This is a genomic window from Rhodoferax sp. PAMC 29310 (assembly GCF_017948265.1).
GTDB lineage: Bacteria > Pseudomonadota > Gammaproteobacteria > Burkholderiales > Burkholderiaceae_C > Rhodoferax.
In genome coordinates, this window is sequence record NZ_CP072852.1 from 4,057,164 (window position 1) to 4,081,029 (window position 23,866).

The window sequence follows — 23,866 nt, forward strand, 5'->3', positions numbered from 1 at the left end:
AGCGTTGGCATGGCAGCATCCTCAATTACCAATGCACTGACCATTGATGTGGAAGATTACTTTCAGGTCTCCGCGTTCGCGCCTCATATCAAACGGCGCGACTGGAACATGCAGGAATGCCGTGTGGAACGAAACATCGACTGTATTTTGGCCATGCTGGCAGATCACAATACCAAGGCGACATTTTTCACGTTGGGCTGGATCGCCGAGCGCTATCCGGAAATGGTGCGCCAAATTGTCCAGCAGGGGCACGAGCTCGCCAGCCACGGCTATGGCCACGAGCGTGCGAGCGACCAAACCGAAGCCAATTTTTTTTCAGACATCAATCTGGCCAAGCTAATCCTTGAAGATTTGTCTGGCACCCCCGTGCTCGGCTACCGGGCGCCCAGCTTCTCCATTGGCGCTGACAACCTCTGGGCGTTTGACTGCCTGGTCCGCGCCGGGTACAGCTACAGCTCCAGTATCTATCCCATCCGGCACGACCATTACGGCATGCCAGACTCGCCCCGGTTTGCCTACGAGGTGCGTCCAGGCCTATTGGAGATCCCAATCACGACGCTACGGGCCTTTGGCCGCAACTTTCCCTCCAGCGGTGGCGGCTATTTCAGGCTGCTGCCCTACGCGCTGTCGCGCTGGATGCTGGGTCGTGTCAACGGTGGCGATCGCGAGCCGGGCATTTTTTACTGTCATCCATGGGAAATCGACACCGAGCAACCTCGCGTTGCCGGTATCAGCCACAAGACCCGGTTTCGACACTACGTAAACATTGACCGCATGGAAGGCCGCTTGAATCAGCTCCTGTGCGACTTCAAGTGGGGCCGCATGGATCATATTTTTCTGGAGCGCTTCACCAAGTCGGGTGCGGTGGCGGTTACCTGAGTTGTCCATGGTGAGCGTCAAGTATCTCCAGCCTCAAGATACAGCCACTGCCGCGCAATGGGACGCTTTCGTCTTCGCTTGCCCGCAGGCCACGTTCTTTCATCGTTCTGGGTGGCAAAGAATCGTGCGCGACATCTATCGTCACGACACCTATTTTTTGTATGCAGAGGAGAGCGGTCAAATATTGGGAGTGTTGCCTCTGGGGCACGTCAATAGTTGGTTGTTTGGCAACTCGCTCACGAGCTTGCCATTTGCTGTCTATGGCGGTGTAGCCGCAGTCAGCCCGCATGTGGCAGACGCGTTGGAGCTGGAGGCGCAGGAACTTGCCAAACGCCTGGGGGTCGCCCACCTTGAGTTGCGTAACGTCAACCCGCGTCACCCTGAATGGCCTACCCAAGATCTGTATGTCACATTCCGCAAGGAAATCTTGCCAGAAGAAGAATCCAACATGCTGGCGATCCCGCGCAAGCAGCGTGCCATGGTTCGAAAAGGCATCAAAAACGGCCTGGTCAGTGAGATTGATCACACGGTCGATCGATTCTTTGCCCTTTTTTCCGACAATGTTCACCGTCATGGCACGCCAGCCATGCCAAAAAAATACTTCAAGGCCTTGCAGGCCGAGTTCGGCGCGGACTGTGAGGTGCTCACCGTCGTGGCGCCCGACGGTCGCCCGTTAAGCAGCGTCCTCAGCTTTTATTTCAGGGACGAGGTTCTGCCCTACTACGCGGGCGACGATGAATCCGCACGCGACTTTGCAGCAAACGACTTCAAGTACTGGGAGCTCATGCGCCGGGCCTGCGCACGCGGCATCAAAGTGTTTGACTACGGCCGCAGCAAACAGGGAACGGGCCCTTACGCCTTCAAGAAAAACTGGGGGTTCGAGCCCACGCCCTTGCATTACGAGTACTGCTTGTACAAGCGCGATGCCATTCCTCAGAACAATCCCAACAACGCAAAGTACAAGTTGATGATCAACACTTGGCGACGCATGCCGATAAGTCTTGCCAATTGGTTAGGCCCGTTCGTTGTGCGTAACCTGGGTTGACCTGGGTCATGAGCAACCTTCTTTTTCTGGTCCATCGACTGCCCTATCCGCCCAACAAAGGCGACAAGGTGCGCTCCTTCAACTTGCTCAAGCATTTGACCTCTCGTCATCGCGTTTTTTTGGGCACTTTTGTAGACGACCCAGACGACGTTCCCCATATTGAAACCGTGCGGGCGATGTGCCTCGACCTGCACGTCGCTCGAATTCACCCACGTGCAGCCAAATTGCGCAGCCTGACTGGCCTGATCACCAATGAGGCGCTGGGGCTAAGCTATTACCACAACGCAGACCTCCAAGCTTGGGTCAAGCAAACGCTAGCTCAGAACAAGATCGATGCCGTGGTTGTGTTTTCATCCGTAATGGCTCAGTACTTCACCTCTTCGCCCGGCAACAAATCGATTCCCATGTTGGTTGATTTTGTCGATGTGGATTCGGCCAAATGGACCCAGTACGCCGACAACCATCAGTGGCCCCTATCGTGGCTGTACCGGCGGGAAGGACGCCAACTCTTGGCCTATGAGCGTGCGGTTGCGGCGCGTGCAATGCATTCATTTTTCGTCACTGAAAATGAAGTGGCCCTGTTTCTAGCTCAAGCCCCTGAATGTGCGGACAAGGTCGATTCCTTGAGCAACGGCGTTGATGGCGATTATTTTTCTCCCGATCCGGCAAGAGCCTCTCCTTTTGAAGGTGAGGGAGCGCAATCCGGAGAAATTCCTCTCGTGTTCACCGGTGCCATGGATTACTGGCCCAATATCGACGCAGTCTCGTGGTTCGCGAATGACATCTTTCCTACTTTGCTAAAGGCTCGCCCCAAGCTACGCTTTTATATTGTGGGGCGCAGTCCATCGGTGTCTGTTTTGGCTTTAGCCTCCGAATCAGTGGTCGTCACCGGCACTGTTCCTGATGTTCGGCCCTATTTGCAGCATGCTGCCGTCGTCGTTGCGCCCTTGCGCGTTGCTCGGGGTATTCAAAACAAAATTCTGGAAGCCATGGCCATGGGGCGGCCCGTCGTGGCCTCCCAGTCGTGTGTTGAGGCCATTGATGGGCGGGGCGGCGAAGACCTTGTTGCCGCAGCCGATGTCGCTCAATTCGTTTCCGAGATTGAGGCGTTGTTGAAGTCGCCCGCTCGCGCGTTGGCAGTGGGGCAGGCCGGCCGCAAGAGGGTGCTTGCCAACTACAGTTGGGACGCTCACTTGGCCGGCATTGATCGGTATTTGGGTGGCAAATTACCTGAGCAGAAAGAAATATGACCTCACTTTTACACAATCCAGGTAATCCAGGTATCCCGGTTCATGCCAGCTCCACCCCGTCATGGCGACCAGCCATGTTGGTCATGGGGCTGTTGCTCGCATGGGTATTTTTTCTCTACCGCGACACCGGCATTTCCATGGTGACCATTTGGGAGCGGTCTGAAACCTTCACCCATGGTTTTCTGGTGCCACCAATCGCTATGTGGCTGATTTGGAGGCAGCGCCAAGCCATTGCGGCCCACTCGCCTCAATCGGCGTTCTGGGTCCTGCTGCCGGTGGCGGCCGTCGCCTTTTTATGGATGCTAGGCGAACTGGTGTCCGTCAATGCCGTCACGCAACTGGGCCTGGTGGCGCTGGTGGTGCTCAGTGTGCCGGCCATCTTTGGCCTGTCGGTTTCACGCCAAATTCTCTTCCCGTTGGGGTTCCTGTTTTTCGCAGTTCCCATTGGGGAATTTGTCATGCCTCAACTCATGGAATGGACGGCCGATTTCACGGTCTTTGCCGTGCGCCTGAGTGGCGTCCCGGTTTATCGCGAGGGTCTGGAGTTTGTTATCCCATCCGGAAGCTGGTCCGTTGTTGAGGCTTGCAGCGGCGTACGCTACCTCATTGCCTCCATCACCGTGGGTACGCTGTTTGCCTACTTGAACTACCAGTCCACCAAGCGCCGCCTTCTGTTCATCCTGGTGTCAATTTTGGTTCCAATTGTCGCCAACTGGCTACGTGCCTACATGATCGTCATGCTCGGGCATTTGTCCGGAAATACGCTCGCCACGGGCGTTGACCATTTGATTTACGGCTGGGTTTTTTTCGGCGTCGTCATCATGTTGATGTTCCTGGTTGGTTCTCGCTGGTCCGAGCCAGAGAGGGTTGTCGATCCGACCATGTCTCGCGCCATGACCCAACAGGGTGACAAAGGGACCGCACGGCTTTGGTTCGCCTCGGCCTGCTTCGCAGCCATAGTCGCTGTGCCCCATGTTGCGCTGTGGGCAATCAATCAAGGGCAGAGCACGGCACCCGTGTCGCTCGCCTCGCCCTCAACGTTGTCGCAAGGCTGGCAAGTCAGCGCGTCGGCCACCAAGGCCTTTGAGCCGTCCTTCAAGAACCCCTCAGCCGCAATCAACAACACTTACTCCAATCAGCGCGCCGCCGTCGGAATGTATCTGGGCTACTACCGTCACCAGGGCGACGACCGAAAATTGGTCAGTTCCAGCAATGTGCTGGTAAAAAGCAACGACACCCACCGGGCGCAAGTGGCCACGGGGCAAAAAATGGTCGTCATGGGCGAAAAGTCAGTCGCACTGCGCACCGCAGTGTTGCGCGGTGCCGCATTGTCAGGGGGTGCCAACGCTGATCGTCTTGCTGTCTGGCAGGTCTATTGGATCAATGGCACATTGACCTCCAACGACTACATTGCCAAAGCTTATAGTGCCTTCTATCAGTTGATGGGTCGCGGTGACGATTCTGCGGTCATTGTTGTTTACACGCCAGAAGCGCCAGGCGGCGCGGCCGAGGCCACACTCGAGTCGTTCTTGACCGAGAATTATGCCGCCATCAATGACCTGTTGTTGAAGGTGCGCAGTGCCAGGTAAAAAAAAGCTTTTCGCGAATGCGAAGCTGGGTAATTTTTTGAAAAATAAAGGGAGTGAGCGATGACCGTGGTTGCTGTGATTGGTTTGGGTTATGTGGGTCTGCCGCTGGTGATTGAGTTTGGCAAGCACCTGCGCACCATCGGCTTTGACATCGCCGTCTCCAAAGTCGAGTCCTGCCTCAAAGGGGTTGACCCTTCGCGTGAGTTATCTGACGAAGAGATGAGTGCGTCGCCTCATGCTGTGTACACGGCCGACCCCACCCTGCTGGCAGAAGCAGACATCATCGTGGTCGCCGTGCCAACTCCCGTAGACAGCGCGCATATCCCAGACTTCCGGCCCCTCATTGGCTCGAGTACCAGTGTGGGGCGCCACATGAAAAAAGGCGCCATCGTGGTCTATGAGTCCACGGTTTACCCTGGGGCGACGGAAGAAGTGTGTATTCCCGTGCTGGAGCGGGAATCGGGCCTGAAGTGGAAGCAGGACTTTTTTGTGGGCTACTCCCCTGAACGCATCAACCCCGGTGACAAAGAGCACACCCTCACCAAAATTCTCAAAATAGTCGCAGGCGACACGCCCGAAACGCTGGACAAGGTCGCCAAGCTGTACGAAACCATCATCCTGCCCGGTGTACACCGTGCGTCCAGCATCAAAACCGCTGAGGCCGCCAAGGTCATTGAAAACACCCAACGCGACCTGAACATTTCGCTCATGAACGAGCTGGCCATCATCTTTGACAAGCTTGGCATTGACACCTCCGAAGTGCTTGAAGCCGCGGGCACCAAATGGAACTTCCTCAAGTTCACGCCAGGTCTGGTGGGGGGGCATTGCATCGGCGTAGACCCCTATTACCTAACCCATAAGGCCGAGATGCTGGGCTATACGCCTCAAGTCATTTTGGCGGGTCGTCGCATCAATGACGGCATGGGCAAGTTCATCGCAGAGCAAACCATCAAGCACATGATTGCAGGTGGCAGTTATGTCAAGGGCGCCAAGGTTAATGTTCTGGGACTCACCTTCAAGGAAAATTGTGGCGACCTGCGCAACTCCAAGGTCATCGACATCATCAATGAGCTCAAAACCTACGGCGTGGAGGTCTTCGTCACTGATCCCCAAGCCGAGTCGGAACAAGCCATTCACGAGTATGGCGTGCCGCTGTTGCCTTGGGCTGATCTGCCTCGGGCCGATGCCATTGTGGCCGCCGTCGCCCACAAGGAGTTTGCGTCGCTGAGCATGGACGACTTCGCCAAAAAGCTCGTCAAAGGAGGGGCCTTCATCGATGTCAAGGCCGCCTTTGACCGCCAGGCCATCGAAGGTGCTGGTTACAAACTCTGGCGCCTGTAAGGTAAGTGCACGTTGTCCAACCTCAAGGCTCAGCCCATGCAAGCTGACCCGCGTCCCCTTGTGCTCCATGTCGTGTACCGCTTTGACACGGGTGGCCTTGAGAACGGTATCGTCAACCTCATCAATCATATGCCCTCTACAGCCTATCGCCATGCGGTGTTGGCGCTAACTGAGGTGACAGATTTTCGTGAGCGCATTCAGCGCCGCGATGTCGAATTCATCTCGCTGCACAAGCCCCCTGGGCACGGTGTGTGGCAGTACCCGAAACTGTTCAAACTGTTTCGCCAGTTGCGCCCGGCCATTGTTCACAGCCGCAATCTTGCCGCGCTTGAGGCGCAAGTCCCCGCGTGGGCCGCCGGTGTGCCGGTGCGCATTCACGGCGAGCATGGCCGCGATGTCAGCGACATTGACGGCAGCAAAGTCACCTATCAACGCGTGCGCCGCCTTTACAAGCCCTTTGTCCATCACTACGTGGCTTTGTCGCGTGATTTGAATGACTATTTAGTCCAGAAAACGGGCGTCCCGCAAAAGAAGATTGCACAGGTCTACAACGGGGTCGACACCATGCGGTTCTCTCCAGCCGCAGACGGTCCCCAGTCCATTGCCGGTTGTCCGTTCAGTCCGGCTCAACACTGGTTGGTGGGTACCGTCGGTCGCATGCAGCCCATCAAAGACCAGCTCATGCTGGCGCAGGCTTTTCTGCAAACGCTGGCGATGGCGCCGCATCTCAAAGCCCGACTGAGGTTGGTCATGGTGGGGGAGGGGCCCTTACGTGCTCAGGCACAAGCCATGCTGGATCAAGCGGGCGTTGGTGACTTGGCCTGGTTGCCGGGAGAGCGCAGCGACGTGGCCGACATCATGCGTGGCTTGCACGCATTTACGTTGCCCTCATTGGCCGAGGGCATCTCCAACACTATTCTGGAAGCCATGGCCAGCGCCTTGCCCGTGGTTGCCACAGCCGTCGGGGGCAATGCCGATTTGGTCATTCACGGCCAAACAGGCTTCATCACACCACCATCCGATCCGCAGGCCATGGCGCAGCAGCTGATGACATTGGCAGACAATCCATGGCGAGCAAAAGCCATGGGCCAAGCAGGCCGTGAGCGTGTGCTGGCCCAATTCAGTTTGCAGTCAATGGTGTCGGCCTATCAGGCTGTGTACGATCAACAATTGGCGCGAAAAAACCTTTCACCCATCAGGTAACTAAATAGATGTGCGGCATTACTGGAATATTTGACACCCGCGGTAGCAGCGAGATCACCCGTGCCGTGCTCCAGCGCATGAACGACTCACAACTTCACCGCGGCCCCGATGAAGGCAGTTTGCACATCGAGCCGGGCGTCGGCTTGGGTCACCGACGCCTCTCCATTATTGACATCGCCACCGGCCAGCAGCCACTCTTTAACGAAGACGGCTCTGTGGTGGTGGTCTTCAATGGCGAAATCTACAACTACCAGCAACTCATCCCCGAGCTGCAGGCACTGGGCCACGTGTTTCACACCAAGAGCGACACCGAGGTCATCGTGCACGCCTGGGAGTCTTGGGGGCCTGACTGCGTCAAGCGCTTTCGTGGCATGTTTGCTTTTGCGCTGTGGGACCGCAATCAGCAAACCTTCTTCATGGCGCGCGACCGTCTGGGCGTCAAGCCCATGTACTACGCCCTGCTGGACGACGGCACCTTGCTGTTTGGCTCAGAACTAAAGTCCATCCTGGCGCATGGCGAGCTTCGCCGCGACATCGATCCCCTGGCTGTGGAAGAGTACTTTGCACTGGGCTATGTGGCCGAGCCACGTACCATCTTCAAGCAAGCCAAAAAACTCTCCCCCGCCCACAGCGTAACCATTCAGCGCGGGCAACCCATCCCTGAGCCGGTGGCCTATTGGGACGTCAAGTTCAGCTTGGATAACCCCATTTCTGAAGCCGACGCCCAAGCCGAACTCGTGCTGCGCCTGAAAGAGTCCGTGCGCCTGCGCATGATCGCCGAAGTCCCGCTCGGTGCCTTTCTCTCAGGCGGGGTGGACAGCAGCGCCGTCGTGGCCGTCATGGCCGGCTTGTCCTCCGAGCCGGTCAATACCTGTTCCATTGGTTTTGACGACCCGGCCTTCAATGAGTCTGCCTTTGCCCAAACAGTGGCTGACCGATACCAAACAAATCACAGGTTGGAAGTTGTCAAAAGCGACGACTTTGACCTCATCGACACCTTGGCCCGTCTTTATGACGAACCCTACGCAGACAGTTCTGCCATCCCTACCTATCGTGTTTGCCAGTTGGCTCGCAAGCACGTCACTGTCGCACTCTCGGGTGATGGGGGTGATGAATCTTTTGGGGGCTACCGCCGCTACCGTATGCACCTGATGGAAGAGCGCATGCGCAGCGCTTTGCCCATGGGAGTGCGCCGCCCCTTGTTCGGTGCGCTCGGCCGGCTCTACCCCAAGGCAGATTGGGCCCCGCGCATGTTTCGCGCCAAAACCACCTTCGAGGGGCTGGCCCGCAACTCGGTAGAGGCTTACTTTCACACCGTGTCCATACTGCGCGGCCCCATGCGTGACGCGCTGTTCAGCCCAAGCTTCAAAACCGAACTGGCGGGCTACAACGCGCAACAGGTCTTTGACCACCATGCCGGCAAGGCCGGCACCGATGACCCCCTGGCGCTAATTCAGTACCTTGACCTGAAAACCTACCTGGTCGGCGACATCAACACCAAGGTAGACCGCGCCAGCATGGCCCATTCGCTGGAGGTGCGTGACCCGCTCATGGACCATGAGTTGGTCGACTGGCTTGCCACGCTGCCATCGCGCCACAAAATCAACGGGCAAGAAGGCAAGTACATTTTCAAAAAATCAATGGAGCCCTACCTGCCCAACGATGTGTTGTATCGGCCAAAAATGGGCTTTTCGGTGCCGTTGGCTCGCTGGTTTCGGGGTCCGTTAAAGCAGCGTGTGCGCGATGCCGTGTTGGGCGAGCGACTAGCCAGCACCGGTTGGTTCAATAAAACCTATCTGCAACACTTGGTGGAAAGCCATCAGTCTGGTGCCTACGATTACAGCGCGCCACTCTGGACACTGCTGATGTTTGAAGCTTTTTTGCGCCAAGTGGTTGACGCACCTTCTTCGGCAACCGCCCCATGACATTGCGCGTCCTCCACGTTCTTGATCACTCCATTCCGCTGCACAGCGGCTATACCTTTCGCACGGCTGCTTTGTTGCGTGAGCAACGCGCTTTGGGCTGGCAAACCTTTCACGTCACCTCCCCCAAACAGGGGCAGATCAAAGCGGCCGAAGAAGATGTGGATGGACTGCATTTTTACCGCACCCCAAGCGGCACCGGGTTGCTGGCCAATGTGCCGGTGGGTCGTGAAGTCGCCTTGATGAAAGCCTTGGGCCATCGGCTTGAAGAAGTCGCCCGCCAGGTCAAACCCCACATCATTCACGCCCACTCGCCCGTGCTCAATGCACTGCCGGCCCTCAAGGTGGGGCGCAAGCTGGGCATACCGGTGGTCTATGAAATACGCGCCTTTTGGGAAGATGCTGCGGTCGACCATGGCTCCACCGATCAAGGCAGTCTGCGCTACCGCGCCACCCGCAGTCTGGAAACTCGCGCCATCCGGCGCGCCGACCACGTGTTCACCATTTGCGAAGGCCTGCGTGCCGACATCGTGGCCCGTGGCGTACCCAGTGCCAAAGTTACGGTCATCCCCAACGCAGTCAACGTTGATGCGTTCAACCTGGCCAGCCCGCCAGACCCTGCGCTGCAAGCGCAGCTCAACTTGGGTGGTTGTACCGTTATTGGTTTTATCGGATCCTTCTACGCCTATGAGGGGCTCGATTTGTTGCTGGACGCCCTGCCTGCGCTGCTCAAAGCCCGCCCTGATGTCAAAGTATTGCTCGTAGGCGGCGGGGTGCAAGAAGCCAACTTGCGCCAGCAGGCGCAGCAGCTGGGTGTGGCCGACAAAGTGGTGTTTGCCGGCCGTGTGCCGCACCAAGACGTCAATCGCTACTACGACCTCATTAACGTGTTGGCCTACCCGCGCCACCCCATGCGCCTGACAGAGTTGGTCACCCCGCTCAAGCCGCTTGAGGCCATGGCCCAGGGCCAACTCTTTGTCGCCTCCGATGTGGGGGGGCACAAAGAACTCATTGAGCACAATAAAACAGGTGTGCTGTTCAAGGCTGGCAGTGCAGAGGCCCTCTCACAGGCTCTGTTAGACCTGCTCAGCAACCCGGCTCTGTGGCCCGTGCTCAAAACCAATGGCCGTGAGTTTGTGGAAAACGTACGCAACTGGAAAAACAGCGTTGCCAACTATGTCGAGCCTTATGAAAGACTCACTTTGGGAAAAAATCAGACTGCCAACACGCCAACACGCCAACACGCCACCATGATCGCTAAAGAGTTGCCCGGGCTGCATGTTGGCCTCATTGGGCCGTTGCCGCCGCCCTCAGGTGGCATGGCTAACCAGACGCGCCAGTTGGCTGAGTTGTTAGTCGCCGCAGGTGCCAAAGTAACCACCGTTCAGGTCAATGCGCCTTACCGCCCCAACTGGGTGGGCCGCGTACCCGTGTTGCGCTCCGTGTTTCGGCTATTGCCCTATCTGGCCAACCTTTGGCGCACGGCAGGCCAAGTCGACATTTTTCACATCATGGCCAACTCCGGCTGGTCTTGGCATTTGTTTGCTGCACCAGCCGTATGGGTGGCACGCAGCCGTGGCGTGCCGGTGGTCGTCAATTACCGGGGAGGTGAGGCCGCTGAATTTCTGCGGCGCGCAGGCGATCTCGTGCGCTTCACCATGGGTCAAACACGGGCCTTGGTTGTGCCATCAGGATTTTTACAGACCGTGTTTGCCCAGTTTGGCATGCAAGCCGGCATTGTTCCCAACATCATTGACCTTAGCCGGTTTCATGCGCGTGATCCAGTTCGCACAGGCTCGCCGCACCTGTTTGTGGCCCGCAATCTTGAACCGCTATACGACAACATGACGGCCATCCGCGCGTTTCAGCTTGTGCAGGCCAAGTTTCCAGAAGCCCGCCTGACCATCGCCGGCAGCGGCCCAGAAGAGCAACGCCTGCGCCAATCGGTGCAAGAAATGGGGCTGACAAGTGCCGTGCAATTCGCGGGCCGCCTGGAGCGCGACGCCATGGCCTCCCTCTATCGCAGTGCAGACATCATGATCAACCCTAGTTTGGCCGACAACATGCCCAACTCAGTGCTGGAGGCTTGGGCCAGCGGCGTACCCGTGGTCAGCACCAACGTCGGGGGTATTCCATATCTGGCGCAGCATGGCGTCACTGCCGATCTGGTACCTCCCGCTGACCCCTCCGCCATGGCCGGTGCGTGCATCACTTTGTTATCAGACGCTGCACTATGGCAACAGCGTGCACAAGCCGGCCTGCAGGAGGCACAACGCTACACTTGGAATCGCGTGCAGCCCGTGTTGTGCGATGTTTATCGACGCGCAATGGCGCAGCCAGCACGCTGACCAATCGGAGTTGATGTGGGTTTCTATACGTCTTTTGTTTCCAGGCTATTGTTTCCGCTGCATGAGCAACTCAAGCACCATGACTCGGTTGCCGTGCGCCGCCAAATGGAAGACGTGCAGTGGTGGCCGGCGCAGCGCATCGCGGCCTTTCAACTGCAGCGCCTGCGAGATCTATTGCAGGATGTAGCCGTTAACGTCCCGTATTACCGTGACCTGTTTGCGCAGTTGGCGTTTGACCCCACCAGTGTGCAAAGCACGGCTGACCTGCAACACCTGCCGTTTCTCACCAAAACCATCATTCGCACCAACACCGACGAGCTCAAACACATTCATGCGCAGGGTCTGGCGCGTTTCAATACCGGCGGTTCATCTGGCGAGCCGCTTATTTTTTACATCGGCAACAAGCGCGTCAGCCACGACGTAGCCGCCAAGTGGCGCGCCACTCGCTGGTGGGGCGTTGACATTGGCGACCCCGAAATTGTGGTTTGGGGCTCGCCCATTGAGCTTGGCAAGCAAGACCGCATCAAGGCGGTGCGCGACAAACTCTTGCGCACTCAGTTGCTGCCCGCGTTTGAAATGTCTGAGGCCAAGTTGGATCAATTCGTTGCCACCATTCGCGGGGTCAAGCCCCGCATGTTGTTTGGCTACCCATCTGCCTTGACGCACATTGCCAAACATGCTCAAAAACGCGGCGTGGACATGACTGATTTGGGCATCAAAGTGGCTTTCGTGACCTCAGAGCGACTGTATGACGAGCAGCGCAGCACCATCTCACAGGCGTTTGGCTGCAAGGTCGCCAACGGCTATGGTGGGCGTGACGCTGGCTTTATTGCCCATGACTGCCCAGCCGGCAATATGCACCTCACCGCAGATGACATCGTGGTTGAAATCGTCAACGAAGCGGGGCAAGTTCAACCTGAAGGTGTGGCCGGCGAAATCGTGGTGACCCACCTGTCAACCAACGACTTTCCCTTCATCCGTTACCGTACCGGTGACATCGGCGTGCTGGGCGCCACACCGTGCAGCTGTGGGCGGGGTTTGCCGCTGCTGCAAGACATTCAGGGCCGCAGCACCGACTTTGTGGTGGCCGCAAACGGCACGGTCATGCATGGCCTGTCGCTGATCTACATCTTGCGTGACTTGCCAGGTGTAAGGTTCTTTAAAGTCGTTCAGGAATCCCGCACGCTTACCCGTGTGCAGCTGGTCATTGATGATGCGTTTCCGCCAGACGCAATTGCCAAAATCATCTCCGGTTTCAAGCAACGCCTGGGCGCCGAGGTGCAGGTGGTCGTCGACCTAGTCGACAACATTCCCGCCGAAGCATCCGGAAAATTCAGGTACATCATCAGCCATGCGTGACATTATTGTGATTGCCATAGTAATGGCCGGATGCCTCGCCGCTTTGCGTCGCCCGTGGATTGGCATCATGCTGTGGACATGGTTGAGCATCATGAACCCGCATCGCTACACATGGGGTATCGCTTACAGCGCACCGCTCGCGGCCATGGCCGCAGCCAGCGTGTTGCTCGGTCTGCTGATGACCAAAGACCGGGAGTCACCTTTCAAAGCCAGCCCCGTTACCTGGCTTGTGGTGTTCATGGTCTGGATGACGATTTCATGGCTGGCTGGCATTGATCCGTCTGGCGACTACGAGCAGTGGAAGAAGGTGATGAAGATCGACTTTTTCATCATCCTTTCCTTGATGTTGTTGCATAGCAAGCAGCACATCTTTGCGTTGATGTGGGTTTGTGCAGGTTCACTCGCCTTACTGGGAGTAAAGGGGGGTATTTTTACCCTCACCTCAGGCGGTAATTTCCGTGTTTGGGGTCCACCTGGCTCGTTCATTGGAGACAACAATGAATTTGCTCTTGCCTTGGTGATTGCGATACCCTTGCTCAGGTTTATGCAACTTCAGCTTCAAAATAGATGGGCACGTCATGGAATGACCATGGCTATGGCGTTGTGTGCGGCAGCGGCCTTGGGGTCACAGTCTCGCGGGGCGCTTTTGGCAATTTCTGCCATGACGCTGTACTTTTGGTGGCACGGTAAGAACAAGATTACGGTTGGCATAGTGTTGTTGTCGGTTGCAGTGCCACTCATTATGTTCATGCCTGAAAGTTGGACTGCCAGGATGTCTACCATTGGGACCTATCAGGAAGACGCCTCTGCAATGGGAAGAATTAGCGCTTGGTGGAGTGCTTGGAATAGCGCTTTTCACTATCCATTTGGGGTTGGGTTTGACGGAGCACGCCCCGAGTTGTTTGCTTTGTACTCCCCATACGGTGCCAATCCGCTTGCAGCGCACAGCATTTATTTCCAAGTATTGGGTAACCACGGGTTTGGTGGTTTGTTTCTATTTTTGGGCACCTTCATCGCCACTTGGCGGTCTGCAGGTTGGTTGCGCCGTTGCGAGCCACTGACCCCAGAAGCGCAGTGGTGCCGCGACCTTGGAACCTTTTGCCAGGTTTCCATAGCCGGTTTCGCGGTGGGGGGGGCTTTTTTAAGCCTTTCTTACTTTGACTTGCCATACAACATCTTGGTCATGGTGGTCTTGACGCGCGTGTGGGTTGAAAAGAAAAGCTGGCTCACCGAGCCAATCTATCCCCTTGGCTGGAAGACAATTCCTGGCCTTGCCGCGCGCACCAAAGAGGGTTGATTGATGTTCAAACAGCTTCTTGGCTGGGCCTCCCCAGCCGGCCCCAAAGCCCGTCTGTCCGTGCTCATCTTTCACCGCGTACTGCCCGAGCCAGACGCCTTATTCCCCCAGGAAATACACGCCCGCCGCTTTGATGAACTCTGCGGCTGGGTGGCCGCCTGGTTCAACGTGCTGCCGCTTGACCAAGCTGTGGTCCGCTTGCAGGCGGGCACCTTGCCAGCCCGCGCCGCCTGCATCACATTTGACGATGGTTATGCCGACAACCTCCATGTGGCCATGCCCATCCTGCAGCGCCATGGCTTAACAGCCACCTTTTTCATCGCCACCGGCTTTCTGGACGGCGGCCGCATGTGGAACGACACCATCATTGAGACGGTCCGTGCCTGCCAAGGGGCTGTGCTTGACTTGTCAGCTATGGGTTTAGGTACTCATGTTCTGGGAACGGTGGCCGCGCAGCGGGCTGCCATCGCGTCGCTTATTGGCCAAATCAAATACCGCCCCGTTGCGGAACGCCTCAAGCTCACTGAACAGATCGCCCGCATCGCCAAAGTGCAGCCGCCCCAAAACCTGATGATGACCTCCAAGGAGGTCAAAGCCATGCGCCAAGCCGGTATGCAAATCGGCGCACACACCGTATCGCATCCCATTTTGGTCAGGCTCACCGATGATCAGGCCAGGCAAGAAATTGGCAACAGCAAGCGCTTTCTGGAGGAATTGCTTGGCGAGCGTATTGCCGTCTTTGCCTACCCCAATGGCAAGCCGGACGAAGACTACTCACCACAAAGTGTCGAAGTAGTGCGTCGCATGGGCTTCGATGCCGCCGTAAGCACCCAATGGGGCGCTTCATGCATGGGTGATGACACGTTCCAAATAAAGCGATTCACTCCTTGGGATAAAACCCGGTTGAAGTTTGGATTGAGGTTGCTAAGAAATTTATAGGAAATAAGCTTCTAGCCCCCGTATTACCTGCTCAAGATGCTATAAAAAAAAGCAGAGACTGAATTGTCATTCAGCGTCTAATTAACGATTCACGCCATTTTGAAATTCGGCGCCTTGGCGGCCAGCCACTGCTCCAACATCATCAAAATCCAGACCATTTCACCAAAGTAGCCGGGGTGTTCAGGCAAGCGTTTGGTCAACAGGGTCTCAATGAAGTCCGTGCGGACTACGCCGCGTTTGGCTAGGCTGTGCAATGACTCCGTAGCCAGTGCTTTCAGCTCAGGGTGGGAGTTGGCCCAGACGCCAAAGGGCAGGCCAAAGCCCTGCTTCCTCTTGGTCAAAATCTCATCCGGCAAAAAGCCGCGCAGCGCTTCCTTGAAAAACCAACGCAGCTTCATGCCCTTCAACTTGTAGGCAGAGGGGAGCTTTAGCGAGAAATCAACCATCCGGTCATCCAGCATGGGGAACCCAACCTCAACGCCGGCGCAGTGGGTGGCGCCCATGACCTTAGGTAAATCAATCTCGGCCAAGGTATAGCGCCAGTCATAGGCAAGCTCCTTGTTCAGTTCGCTGCAGTTTGTTGCACCCTTCCATACTTCGCTCTGAAAGTGAAGCGGTGCTGCAACGTCAATTTGCCCCATAAATTCGGGCGTGAGCACTTCTGCGGGGCCCAAATGCATGATTAGGTTGTACATCTGCAGGCGGTCCGGCATCGGCTCGCGAGCCTGCTCCACATAGCTACCTGCTTTTCTGGTTAAGGCGAAGCGTGATGCCAGACCTGTGTTTAACAGCGGTTCCAGCACTGATTTTTGCAGCAACTCAGGCACGTTTTGGTACCAGCCAAAAACCCGCTGCTTTGCGTAGCGTGTATTGCCGCCAAACAGCTCGTCACCGCCGTCGCCGCCCAGTATTTTTGTCACGCCATCTTCTCGCGCCATCTTGGCGCAATAGTAAGAGGGTAGGGCAGACGAGTTACCAAACGGCTGGTCGTAGTGCGCTGCCACCTTGGCAATGCCTTGCACCAGGTCGTCTGGGGTCACGTAGTACTCGTGGTGCTCGGTTTTGAAGTGTTTGGCAGCTAGGCGTGCGTACTCCATCTCGTCGTAGCCTTGGGCGTCGAAGCCAATGGAGTAGGTGGCAGCAGTCTTGCCACTGGCCAGCCCGATCATGCCAGCCAAGGTCGAGCTGTCGGTTCCCCCGCTTAAAAAGCAGGCGGGCTTGCTCCCGTCCAATTGCGTGGCCACAGCGTCTTGCAGCAATTGGAGGAATTCGCCCTTGAGCGCATCAAACGATGGCTTAGGCAGCTCGTCAAACTGGGGCACCCAATTGCGCTCAACCTTGACTTGGCCGTTGTGCAGGGTGGCAGTGTGGCCAGGTGGCAGGCGGTAAATGCCTTTATAGATGGTGCGTGGCGAGGGAATGACGTGAAAGTACAGGTAGTCAAAAATAGCCTGTGGGTCAATCGGTGTATTTGCATCGGCCAGTTCATCAGCCCGGTGCGCAAAGCGCAGTTGGCCGTTGTCCACGCGGTAACATAGCGAGTGGAGGGCAAAGCGGTCTACGCTTATTTCTCCCCGCGCAAGGGTGCCAAGGGCTGAGAATGTTTGAGTCAATGGCATAAGAGAGGGGGTGCAGTAAAGGCAAAGTGATGTTGGGCACGACTTGATTGGCCAATTATCACGGGTGTTGCGTTTGCACTTGTTTCAGTAGTTGCCTGAGCCAGACTCCAGCGAACCGTAGCCGATCAGTATGTTGTTGCGGGCTTGCACCGAACCTGCGCCTGGAAAAACCTTTAGGAACTGGCCACCATGCAGTGGGTTTTCCAGTTGGTTGTTGAGCAGATAAAGCGAGTTGTCCTGCCACTTATAGCCCTCTGCGCCGAATGAGATCAAGTACGGGTTCTCGGTCAGCGTGCTCTGCGCAATGGTGTTGCTCACCACAAAGGCCATGCCGCCATTGGGAAACTCCAGCTCGTAGCTCGCCGTGCCGTCGGCTCCGTCAATGAGCCTGCTGTTCACAACATGGCTCACTGCCGCCCGGCTCTTCAGCAGGTGGCCAATGTGCGCGTGGTGGAAGTAGCTGTCAACCACTGTCAGTCGGGCAATCTGCCCGGCGTACAGGTTGTGGTTGTGTCCGTCGGGCCGCTGGTTGTAGGCAAATTCGCAGTGGTAAACCTCCAGCACGGTGTTGGGGTCGTTGTTGGTCAGCAGCCCCATTTCGTTGTACCTGAAACGGCAGTTGTCCACCCGCAGTGAGCCCGTCTCCAGTCGAATACCCGCGCCATTTCGGCTTGAGACCGCCGCGCCTTCAAAGTCAAAGCCTTCCACTCGCATACGGTTGGCGCGCACCACCCAAATGCCCTTTCCCTCAGCGGCCGCGCCCTGCGCCAGCAGACGCACCCGGCCACCCACCGCGCGGAGGGTAATGTCGTCCTGGCTCCACACGGCCACGTCGGCCACATAGTCACCGGAATCTACAAGAATAATGGTTCCAGACTTTGCGCTAATTGCGCAAGCAGCTATTGTTTTAATAGCCCGTAGGGGGCCAACATGGAGGGCCATTGCAATCATGGTTTGGTAGATTTCCCTCGCCATGACGGCAATGTCAGGGCCACCAGCACCAACATGTAATAGAGCCAGGCCACTCGCGGCACATCCAGCAGGCTGTCAAACAAACCCACTACAAAGAATCCAGCCAAGCCTGCTGCCAAGGCCGGTGCCAAAGGGTTTTGGCGAGCCCTGCCAAAACTGGTGCGCCATATGGCGCCTACAAGCAACAAGCCCCAAAGTGTCAGCCCCACAATGCCCTGGTCAAAAAGCACATTCATCACCATGCTCTTGATGTGCCAAGGCATGTGATACCTGTCACTTGAAAAAAACCAGTGTGCCATGCCCTCTGAAAAGCCGCCGTTGGCGAGCTGCTGCTCCCCGTCAGCCCCGGTTAAAGCGACATCGTCAATTTGAGCTATGCCGCCGCGTGATTCCACCGCCATCGAGAAGGCCACCAGCTTGGGCGCATACCAAGCACCACGACTTACGCCCTTGCCATTGAGCGGCACCTCGATGTTTTGCCAAGCACCGGCAGAGCCCTTCACATTTGCCTGCGAGATCAGGCAGTCTTGGTTGTAGAGGAGATGCTTCTCACAAATTTCAAAGTGCAGTTTTACATCTTTTTCGGTGCGAACCCGTGCGGTCACAAGTGTTGACCCACTTGGCGGCGACACGCGTTGTGTCACGCGGAAGATCTCGCCCCAACCGTTAATAAGCGAACCACCCGCAAGGGTAATGAAGGTGTTTTTGCCTTCCTGCACTAGGCGATAGTCACCAGGAATTTGCATGGGGCTGCCATTCAAAAAATAGTTGCCTGGGAAGCGCCCTGTGCCTTTGCCCAGCCACCAGTCTGCGGGCGTGCTCAGCATATCTCGTCCCAGCTGCCAGTGGCCAAGCCGACCGCCAAAGTCTTGACTGCCTGTTGAAAACCGCTCGCTCATGTAAGCTCCGCCGCCCATCACGCCAATCACGGCCGCTACGAGGCCCATGGCCCCTGCTGTCGTCGCTTGCCAGCGCAAGGCTTCTGGCCACAGTGGATTGCGCCGAACACCTGCGGCCATACAAAAAGCGAAAAGGGCCAGCACCGCAGGTAAGGCGTGCTGCAACCCAGGCGACAGCCCCCAATGGCGGGCAACCAGCGCCGTGCTTGCCAAAGTAGCCAAAAAACCGCCAACCGCCATTGGCCCGGCAAATGAGGTGGCGTGGCCCGCACGCCAATCAACCGCCATCATGGCTGCGGTAAAAATAGCCGCCAAGCCCCAGGCCCAATAAGCCCCCTTAGGCACCAGCCAGTCAACGGCAACCATCACCAAAATCAACAACATGCCTATGACAAAACCTAGCAACCACTGCTTGATGTTGAACCGGCGCAACACATGCACCAGCGGCAACATCAGCGCCACTGCGCCCAACAACGCGGCCATGCCCCGATAACCACTGCTTTGAAACATCCAGGCGGCCCCAACGCCATATCCCGCGACTAGCAGCACCCCTACCATCATGGCTTGCCATGGCCGTTGGTCGTGTAATGAGGATGACTTCTGTTCATGGCGAGCAAAGTCTGGCAAACCTTGCCTCGCCGTCAGTCCAAAAAATACGAGCATCCCCACCGGCACCGCCAAATAAACCCCGCGTGAAAACGTCGTCAAGCACGCATATGCGGCCAGCGCCAATACTGACGCAGCCAACCCCCATCGGGAAGAGTCACGCGCCACCACAAACTCACGGACTGCAAACGGCACCGTCAACGCCAAAAAACCATCCAGCGCCGCACCGCCCACATGCATTTCCCAAAACATACCCGTGGTGCGATAGTCGGTAGAAAAATTTAACAAATCAGTGAAAGCAGCTCGCTCCCAAAGGGTCGTGAGCGCTGCCGCCGCCAAACCTATCATCAAGCCCACCGATAGCAAGTCCTGCGTCTGCTCTGGGTTTTGTCGCGATGCACGTTGCCACAGCGGCACCAGAAGTATTGCCAAAAAGATGCTCTTCCCCACGCGCACGCTGTTCATGGGCTCGTGATAGCCCTGGTACCAGCCAAAGCTGAACCCGCCTGCATCGGTAATGCCGCGATAGATTGCAATTGCTGTGGCAATTGCAAACAAGCTTGCAAGCAACCACACCCCCCAAAAAGGACGCGATGATTGGAGCTGCGTGGCTTGTCTGGCCGGCAGTCTGGCCTGCACAGGCCATGCCAGCCGTGCATAGCCGCCAGCGGTCACCGCCAAAACCAAAATATCCAGTTCTTCAAAGGTGATCCAGCCTGACCACGGGGCCAAGCCAATGACCGGCAACAAGGCCGGCAAAACAATCAACCATAGGCTTGGGCGTGAAAAAACTGCAGCCGACCATGCCAACACTAAAAACGGCATGGCATTCTGAGCCAACGGGAATCGCACGGCTAAAGCCATGCTTGCAGCGAATGAAACTGCAGCTAAAAATGTTGGCAGTGGCTTTGGTTGCATGAAATATTGTGACGCTAAGCAAGCTCGGACTTACTGGTACTCTGCCACAGAATCGCTTTTTTATTTCTCCGGCAACGCCCGCAACTGCCCGACAACACACTTTGTATGGCTATCCCAGTATTACTGGTCCAGCATTTACGAGGTTCAGGACTTCGCAACGCGTTGGATGTTGTCCTATAACCACGACCGCTCCAACAATGTCCCGGGCGGGCTTCACCCCAAAGCAGCATTTGGCCAGAGCTGCATAACCGTTCTATTTCTGGCGTCGATGAAAAGGGGGGTACCTCTCAGCCAAGGGATTTAAGACGCTAGGGATGCGCGCCGTAAGTGGTGGGGCCCTTCATTTTTGCACCGGTACAACCAGGAGCACAAGAACAGCGGCATCGGCTATGTCTCGACACAGTAGCGCCACCTCGGTGAGAATCATGTCAATCTTGCCACCCATGAGGCTCTGTGCACCGCGGCGCGCCAACGCGATCCGGCACGCTGGCATTCAAGCAGCTTCGAACTGGAAGTTGAAATATGTCGACAAAGCCGTGTGAAGTCCATGAATTAACTTGAAGCGCGCCGACATTGCCAACGTTAAGCTGGCAGTCAACGACATTAGTGCCACAAAAGGACTTGACAGGTTAACGAGCACGGGAAGTTGTTGATCTATTCGTAGTTTTGGTATTAACTAATAGGCAAAAAATGTGCGTCATGGTCACTTTGAGGCTCAGCGAAAATGTGGAACGAGGTAATCGTGCTCAAATTAGCCTTTTGGAGTGGCTTTGCAGTGTAGAGTACAAGGTTTATAAGTCACCATACTTGTCGTTGGAGAATGTAAAGATGCTACGCCTAATGTATTCATCTAATCAATTGCGCCGATTGTTTGCTTGCGCCGTCGCCTTATTCAGCTTGGCCCTGACTGGCCAGCGGTTGCATGCCCAGGAGAATTCAAGCAACTGCGGGTCCATCCAAAATCATTACGGTCCTTTTGACTATAGGACGCAGCGGGATCAACTAGAAGTTGTCGAGCGCTACCATTTCACGCCCGTAATCGCGGCCCTAATTCAAATCAGAGGAAATACCAACCTTAGTCAGGATATTGCCTACACATTGCATACCTCACCTAATCACCATCGTGCTCTGATGGCGTTGGTGCGTTTGGGTGAAAGAATGAAAACGCCGCAGCCTGTTGGGCTGGTTCGTCCCATTGAGTGTTATTTCGACCGCGCTATTCGTTTTGCGCCCGACGACACGTTGGTGCGTGTGTTGTACTCGCAGTTTTTGACTAAACAAAGTCGCAAAGTCGAAGCGATAGGGCAGCTTGATACTGCCGTTGTCGTTGCCAAAGACAATGGCTTTTCACACTTCAACATAGGGTTGGCCTTTTTCGATATGGGTGAGTATGAAAAGGCATTGAAGCAGGCGCATAAAGCGGCGGAGCTTGGGTTTAATCGAGAGGAACTTGCTGACCAATTAAGGGGCGCAAACAAGTGGCAGGACCCGGTGAAATAAGCTTTCAAAACGACCAAAAAAGACAATACATTGTTTCCTAAAATCTCAGTTGTTATACCCTGCTATAACGCCAACCGCTACATTGCAGCGACCATCCAATCTGCGCTCGCACAAGAATGGCCTGATCTTGAAATTCTGGTTGTGGATGATGGTTCGTCAGATGGATCCGCCGCGCTGGTAAATGACAACTTTCCGAGTGTCCGGCTAATTAGGCAGGTCAATCAAGGGGTAGCTGCAGCGAGGAACAACGGCATTGGCCAAGCTAAAGGTGAATGGATCGCATTTTTGGATGCTGACGATATTTGGCTTCCCGGCAAGTTGCATGCGCAATGGGCCAAGCTTCAGCAATCGCCCGGAGCGCGTATGACCTATACGGCTTGGCAAGTGTGGGCCAGCACCGAGCCCGAGCCCGCCTCTGAGTACCTTGCCAAACTGACTGCCGACGCCGGTAACACGGCGCGCTGGGCGGGCGCCTCTGGCTGGGTTTACCCACACCTGCTACTTGACTGTGTAGTTTGGACATCCACCGTGCTGGTGCATAAATCCGTTTTTTTGGAAGCGGGTGTGTTTGATCCCACGCTTCGAATAGGCGAAGACTACGATTTATGGCTACGCGCTTCGCGCATCACGCCAATATTGCGGGTTCCCCGGCCTTTGGCCTTATACCGCATGCACCCGGCAAGCATTACTCAATCGGTTCCCGAGAAAAACTTTCGCGCCCTGGTGGTTGGGCGGGCCATTCGCCAATGGGGCTACGCATCGCCTGATGGAAGTGTGGCTGATCAGCGGGTGGTAAGCAACGCGCTGGCTAAAAGCTGGAGCGATTATGCGGGAGCGCACCTGGATGCGGGTAATCTGCCAGCGGCCCGCCAAGCAGGCGTGGAGGCCTTACGAAAAGATTGGCGCCACACCAGTGGCCTGAAAGTCTGGGTTAAAGCCGCGCTTAAGTCACTCGCCTCGCCTTCCAAGTGGTGAAAAATATGAAAATCGCTCTTTTATGCTCCGGTCTTGGCAACGTCTATCGTGGGCATGAGGTGTTTGCCAGCGACCTGTTTGCCCTGCTGGGTGACGCCATTGATATTACTTTGTTCAAAGGCGGCGGAGAGCCTGCTGCCAAACAACTGGTGATTGGCAATATTCCCCGAAATGCGGACTGCCTGAAACACATTCATTTAGCGGTGTCTCCCAAGTGGGCCGAGTCGGTTAAAGAGAGTGAGCGTGGCCGCATAGAGGGCGAAACCTTTGCCTACGCAGCCCTCAGACCTTTGCTGGAAGGCGACTTTGATGTGATTCACTGCCTGGAGCGCGAGGTATGCGAGATCTTATTTAGCCAGCGCCACCTGTTCCAGAAAGCACCCAAAATCCTCTTTTCTAACGGCGGTGCCATACCCGCCAGGGACCTGCCGCAATGTGACTTTGTGCAAGAACACACCGACCTGAACTTGGCCTACAGCGCCAAAGGCAAGTCTTTCATGATCCCGCATGGTGTGGACTTGCAGCGGTTCAGCCCAGACACCGAGACGGACTTTCGGGCGCAGCATGGCATTCCAGCTGAAGCTTTCGTGGTGATTAGCGTGGGGGCTGTTTCTTATGGCCACAAGCGCATGGACTATGTGGTGAAAGAAGTTGCTGCGGTCAAGGACGCCTACCTTCTGGTGCTGGGCCAGGAGACACCAGACACCCCTGAAATTAAGGCGCTGGCCCGGCGCTTGATGGGTGACCGGGCGGTGTTCACCAAGCTCCCCCACAATGAATTGCCCAAGGCCTATGCGGCCGCCAATGTGTTTGCCCTCGGCTCGGTATTTGAAACCTTTGGCATTGTTTATGTAGAAGCCATGGCCATGGGCTTGCCCGTAATCTGCAGCAATCACAAAAACCAGCGCGCCATAGTCAAAGAAGGCGTCTTCATTGACGTGGAAGAAGTTGGTGCTTTAACTCGGGCTTTGTGTGATACCAGCCGAGAAAGCTTTGCCGCCCTTGGCCAGCGCGGGAAAGAAATTGTGGCGGCACATTACGACCTGAAGGTGCTGAAAGGCCAGTACCTTGAACGCTACCAAGCTGTTGCTGCTGCCCCGGTGTCCTTGCCTTCGTATTCCTTGCGCAAGAAGCTCACAGCCAATGCAAAAAATGCAGTACGGCGTGCTGCCCAACTTGTGCTTGGTCGCGCGGAATAACCCCTC

Annotated in this window: 17 protein-coding genes and 1 pseudogene; 15 read left to right on the forward strand and 3 right to left on the reverse strand. The window is 56.2% G+C overall.

What is annotated here, in order from left to right:
• The first annotated feature begins 9 nt into the window (after positions 1–9).
• The 11 genes from J8G15_RS18830 to J8G15_RS18885 are packed head-to-tail and all read left to right on the forward strand — an operon-like array spanning position 10 to position 15,172.
• Positions 10–879, forward strand: a complete 870-nt coding sequence (locus J8G15_RS18830; RefSeq protein ID WP_210544185.1) for an XrtA system polysaccharide deacetylase — start codon at positions 10–12, stop codon at positions 877–879.
• A gap of 7 nt (positions 880–886) precedes the next feature.
• Positions 887–1,924, forward strand: coding sequence for a FemAB family XrtA/PEP-CTERM system-associated protein (locus tag J8G15_RS18835; RefSeq protein WP_210544186.1), 1,038 nt, complete (start codon positions 887–889; stop codon positions 1,922–1,924).
• Positions 1,925–1,932: 8 nt separating this feature from the next.
• On the forward strand, positions 1,933–3,174 hold the full coding sequence (locus J8G15_RS18840; protein WP_210544188.1) for a TIGR03087 family PEP-CTERM/XrtA system glycosyltransferase: 1,242 nt from the start codon (positions 1,933–1,935) through the stop codon (positions 3,172–3,174).
• Positions 3,171–4,763: an exosortase A gene (gene xrtA / locus J8G15_RS18845; protein ID WP_210544190.1), complete on the forward strand. Its 1,593-nt coding sequence runs from the start codon at positions 3,171–3,173 to the stop codon at positions 4,761–4,763. The genes J8G15_RS18840 and xrtA overlap by 4 nt, the downstream gene beginning before the upstream one ends.
• 60 nt (positions 4,764–4,823) lie before the next feature.
• Complete coding sequence (locus J8G15_RS18850; protein ID WP_210544191.1) at positions 4,824–6,104, forward strand: nucleotide sugar dehydrogenase; 1,281 nt, start codon at positions 4,824–4,826, stop codon at positions 6,102–6,104.
• 36 nt (positions 6,105–6,140) lie between these two features.
• Entirely contained in the window at positions 6,141–7,307 is a 1,167-nt protein-coding gene (locus J8G15_RS18855) for a TIGR03088 family PEP-CTERM/XrtA system glycosyltransferase (protein ID WP_210544193.1), read from the forward strand.
• A gap of 8 nt (positions 7,308–7,315) precedes the next feature.
• Positions 7,316–9,232: an XrtA/PEP-CTERM system amidotransferase gene (locus tag J8G15_RS18860; protein ID WP_210544195.1), complete on the forward strand. Its 1,917-nt coding sequence runs from the start codon at positions 7,316–7,318 to the stop codon at positions 9,230–9,232.
• Entirely contained in the window at positions 9,229–11,577 is a 2,349-nt protein-coding gene (locus J8G15_RS22175) for a TIGR04063 family PEP-CTERM/XrtA system glycosyltransferase (protein ID WP_370627443.1), read from the forward strand. Before J8G15_RS18860 ends, J8G15_RS22175 begins: the two co-directional genes overlap by 4 nt.
• Before the next feature lie 15 nt (positions 11,578–11,592).
• Positions 11,593–12,936: a phenylacetate--CoA ligase family protein gene (locus J8G15_RS18875; RefSeq protein WP_240538371.1), complete on the forward strand. Its 1,344-nt coding sequence runs from the start codon at positions 11,593–11,595 to the stop codon at positions 12,934–12,936.
• Positions 12,937–12,958: 22 nt separating this feature from the next.
• A complete protein-coding gene (locus J8G15_RS18880) occupies positions 12,959–14,233 on the forward strand; it encodes a putative O-glycosylation ligase, exosortase A system-associated (protein WP_240538589.1) in 1,275 nt (424 codons plus the stop codon).
• Positions 14,234–14,236: 3 nt separating this feature from the next.
• Positions 14,237–15,172 carry a polysaccharide deacetylase family protein gene (locus J8G15_RS18885; RefSeq protein ID WP_210544198.1) on the forward strand — a complete coding sequence of 312 codons (936 nt, stop codon included), beginning with the start codon at positions 14,237–14,239 and terminating at the stop codon, positions 15,170–15,172.
• A gap of 89 nt (positions 15,173–15,261) precedes the next feature.
• Here the strand turns inward: J8G15_RS18885 and J8G15_RS18890 are convergent, their stop codons facing one another.
• The 3 genes from J8G15_RS18890 to J8G15_RS18900 all read right to left on the reverse strand — a co-directional run bounded on the left by J8G15_RS18890 (position 15,262) and on the right by J8G15_RS18900 (position 20,132).
• Entirely contained in the window at positions 15,262–16,698 is a 1,437-nt protein-coding gene (locus J8G15_RS18890) for an asparagine synthetase B (protein WP_240538372.1), read from the reverse strand.
• Positions 16,699–16,875: 177 nt separating this feature from the next.
• Entirely contained in the window at positions 16,876–17,766 is an 891-nt protein-coding gene (locus J8G15_RS18895; protein ID WP_210544202.1) for a hypothetical protein, read from the reverse strand.
• A complete protein-coding gene (locus J8G15_RS18900) occupies positions 17,739–20,132 on the reverse strand; it encodes a hypothetical protein (protein ID WP_210544204.1) in 2,394 nt (797 codons plus the stop codon). The genes J8G15_RS18895 and J8G15_RS18900 overlap by 28 nt, the downstream gene beginning before the upstream one ends.
• A gap of 145 nt (positions 20,133–20,277) precedes the next feature.
• On the opposite strand from J8G15_RS18900, the pseudogene J8G15_RS21730 reads away from it, so the two are divergent.
• The 4 genes and pseudogenes from J8G15_RS21730 to J8G15_RS18915 all read left to right on the forward strand — a co-directional run.
• A pseudogene (locus tag J8G15_RS21730) lies at positions 20,278–20,434 on the forward strand (IS3 family transposase); the annotation flags it as partial.
• A gap of 592 nt (positions 20,435–21,026) precedes the next feature.
• The gene (locus tag J8G15_RS18905; RefSeq protein WP_210544206.1) at positions 21,027–21,686 is read left to right on the forward strand and encodes a tetratricopeptide repeat protein; all 660 of its coding nucleotides are present in this window, start codon (positions 21,027–21,029) and stop codon (positions 21,684–21,686) included.
• A gap of 30 nt (positions 21,687–21,716) precedes the next feature.
• Positions 21,717–22,661, forward strand: coding sequence for a glycosyltransferase (locus tag J8G15_RS18910; protein ID WP_210544208.1), 945 nt, complete (start codon positions 21,717–21,719; stop codon positions 22,659–22,661).
• Between the two features lie 5 nt (positions 22,662–22,666).
• Positions 22,667–23,860 carry a glycosyltransferase family 4 protein gene (locus J8G15_RS18915; protein ID WP_210544210.1) on the forward strand — a complete coding sequence of 398 codons (1,194 nt, stop codon included), beginning with the start codon at positions 22,667–22,669 and terminating at the stop codon, positions 23,858–23,860.
• Positions 23,861–23,866: the final 6 nt, after the last annotated feature.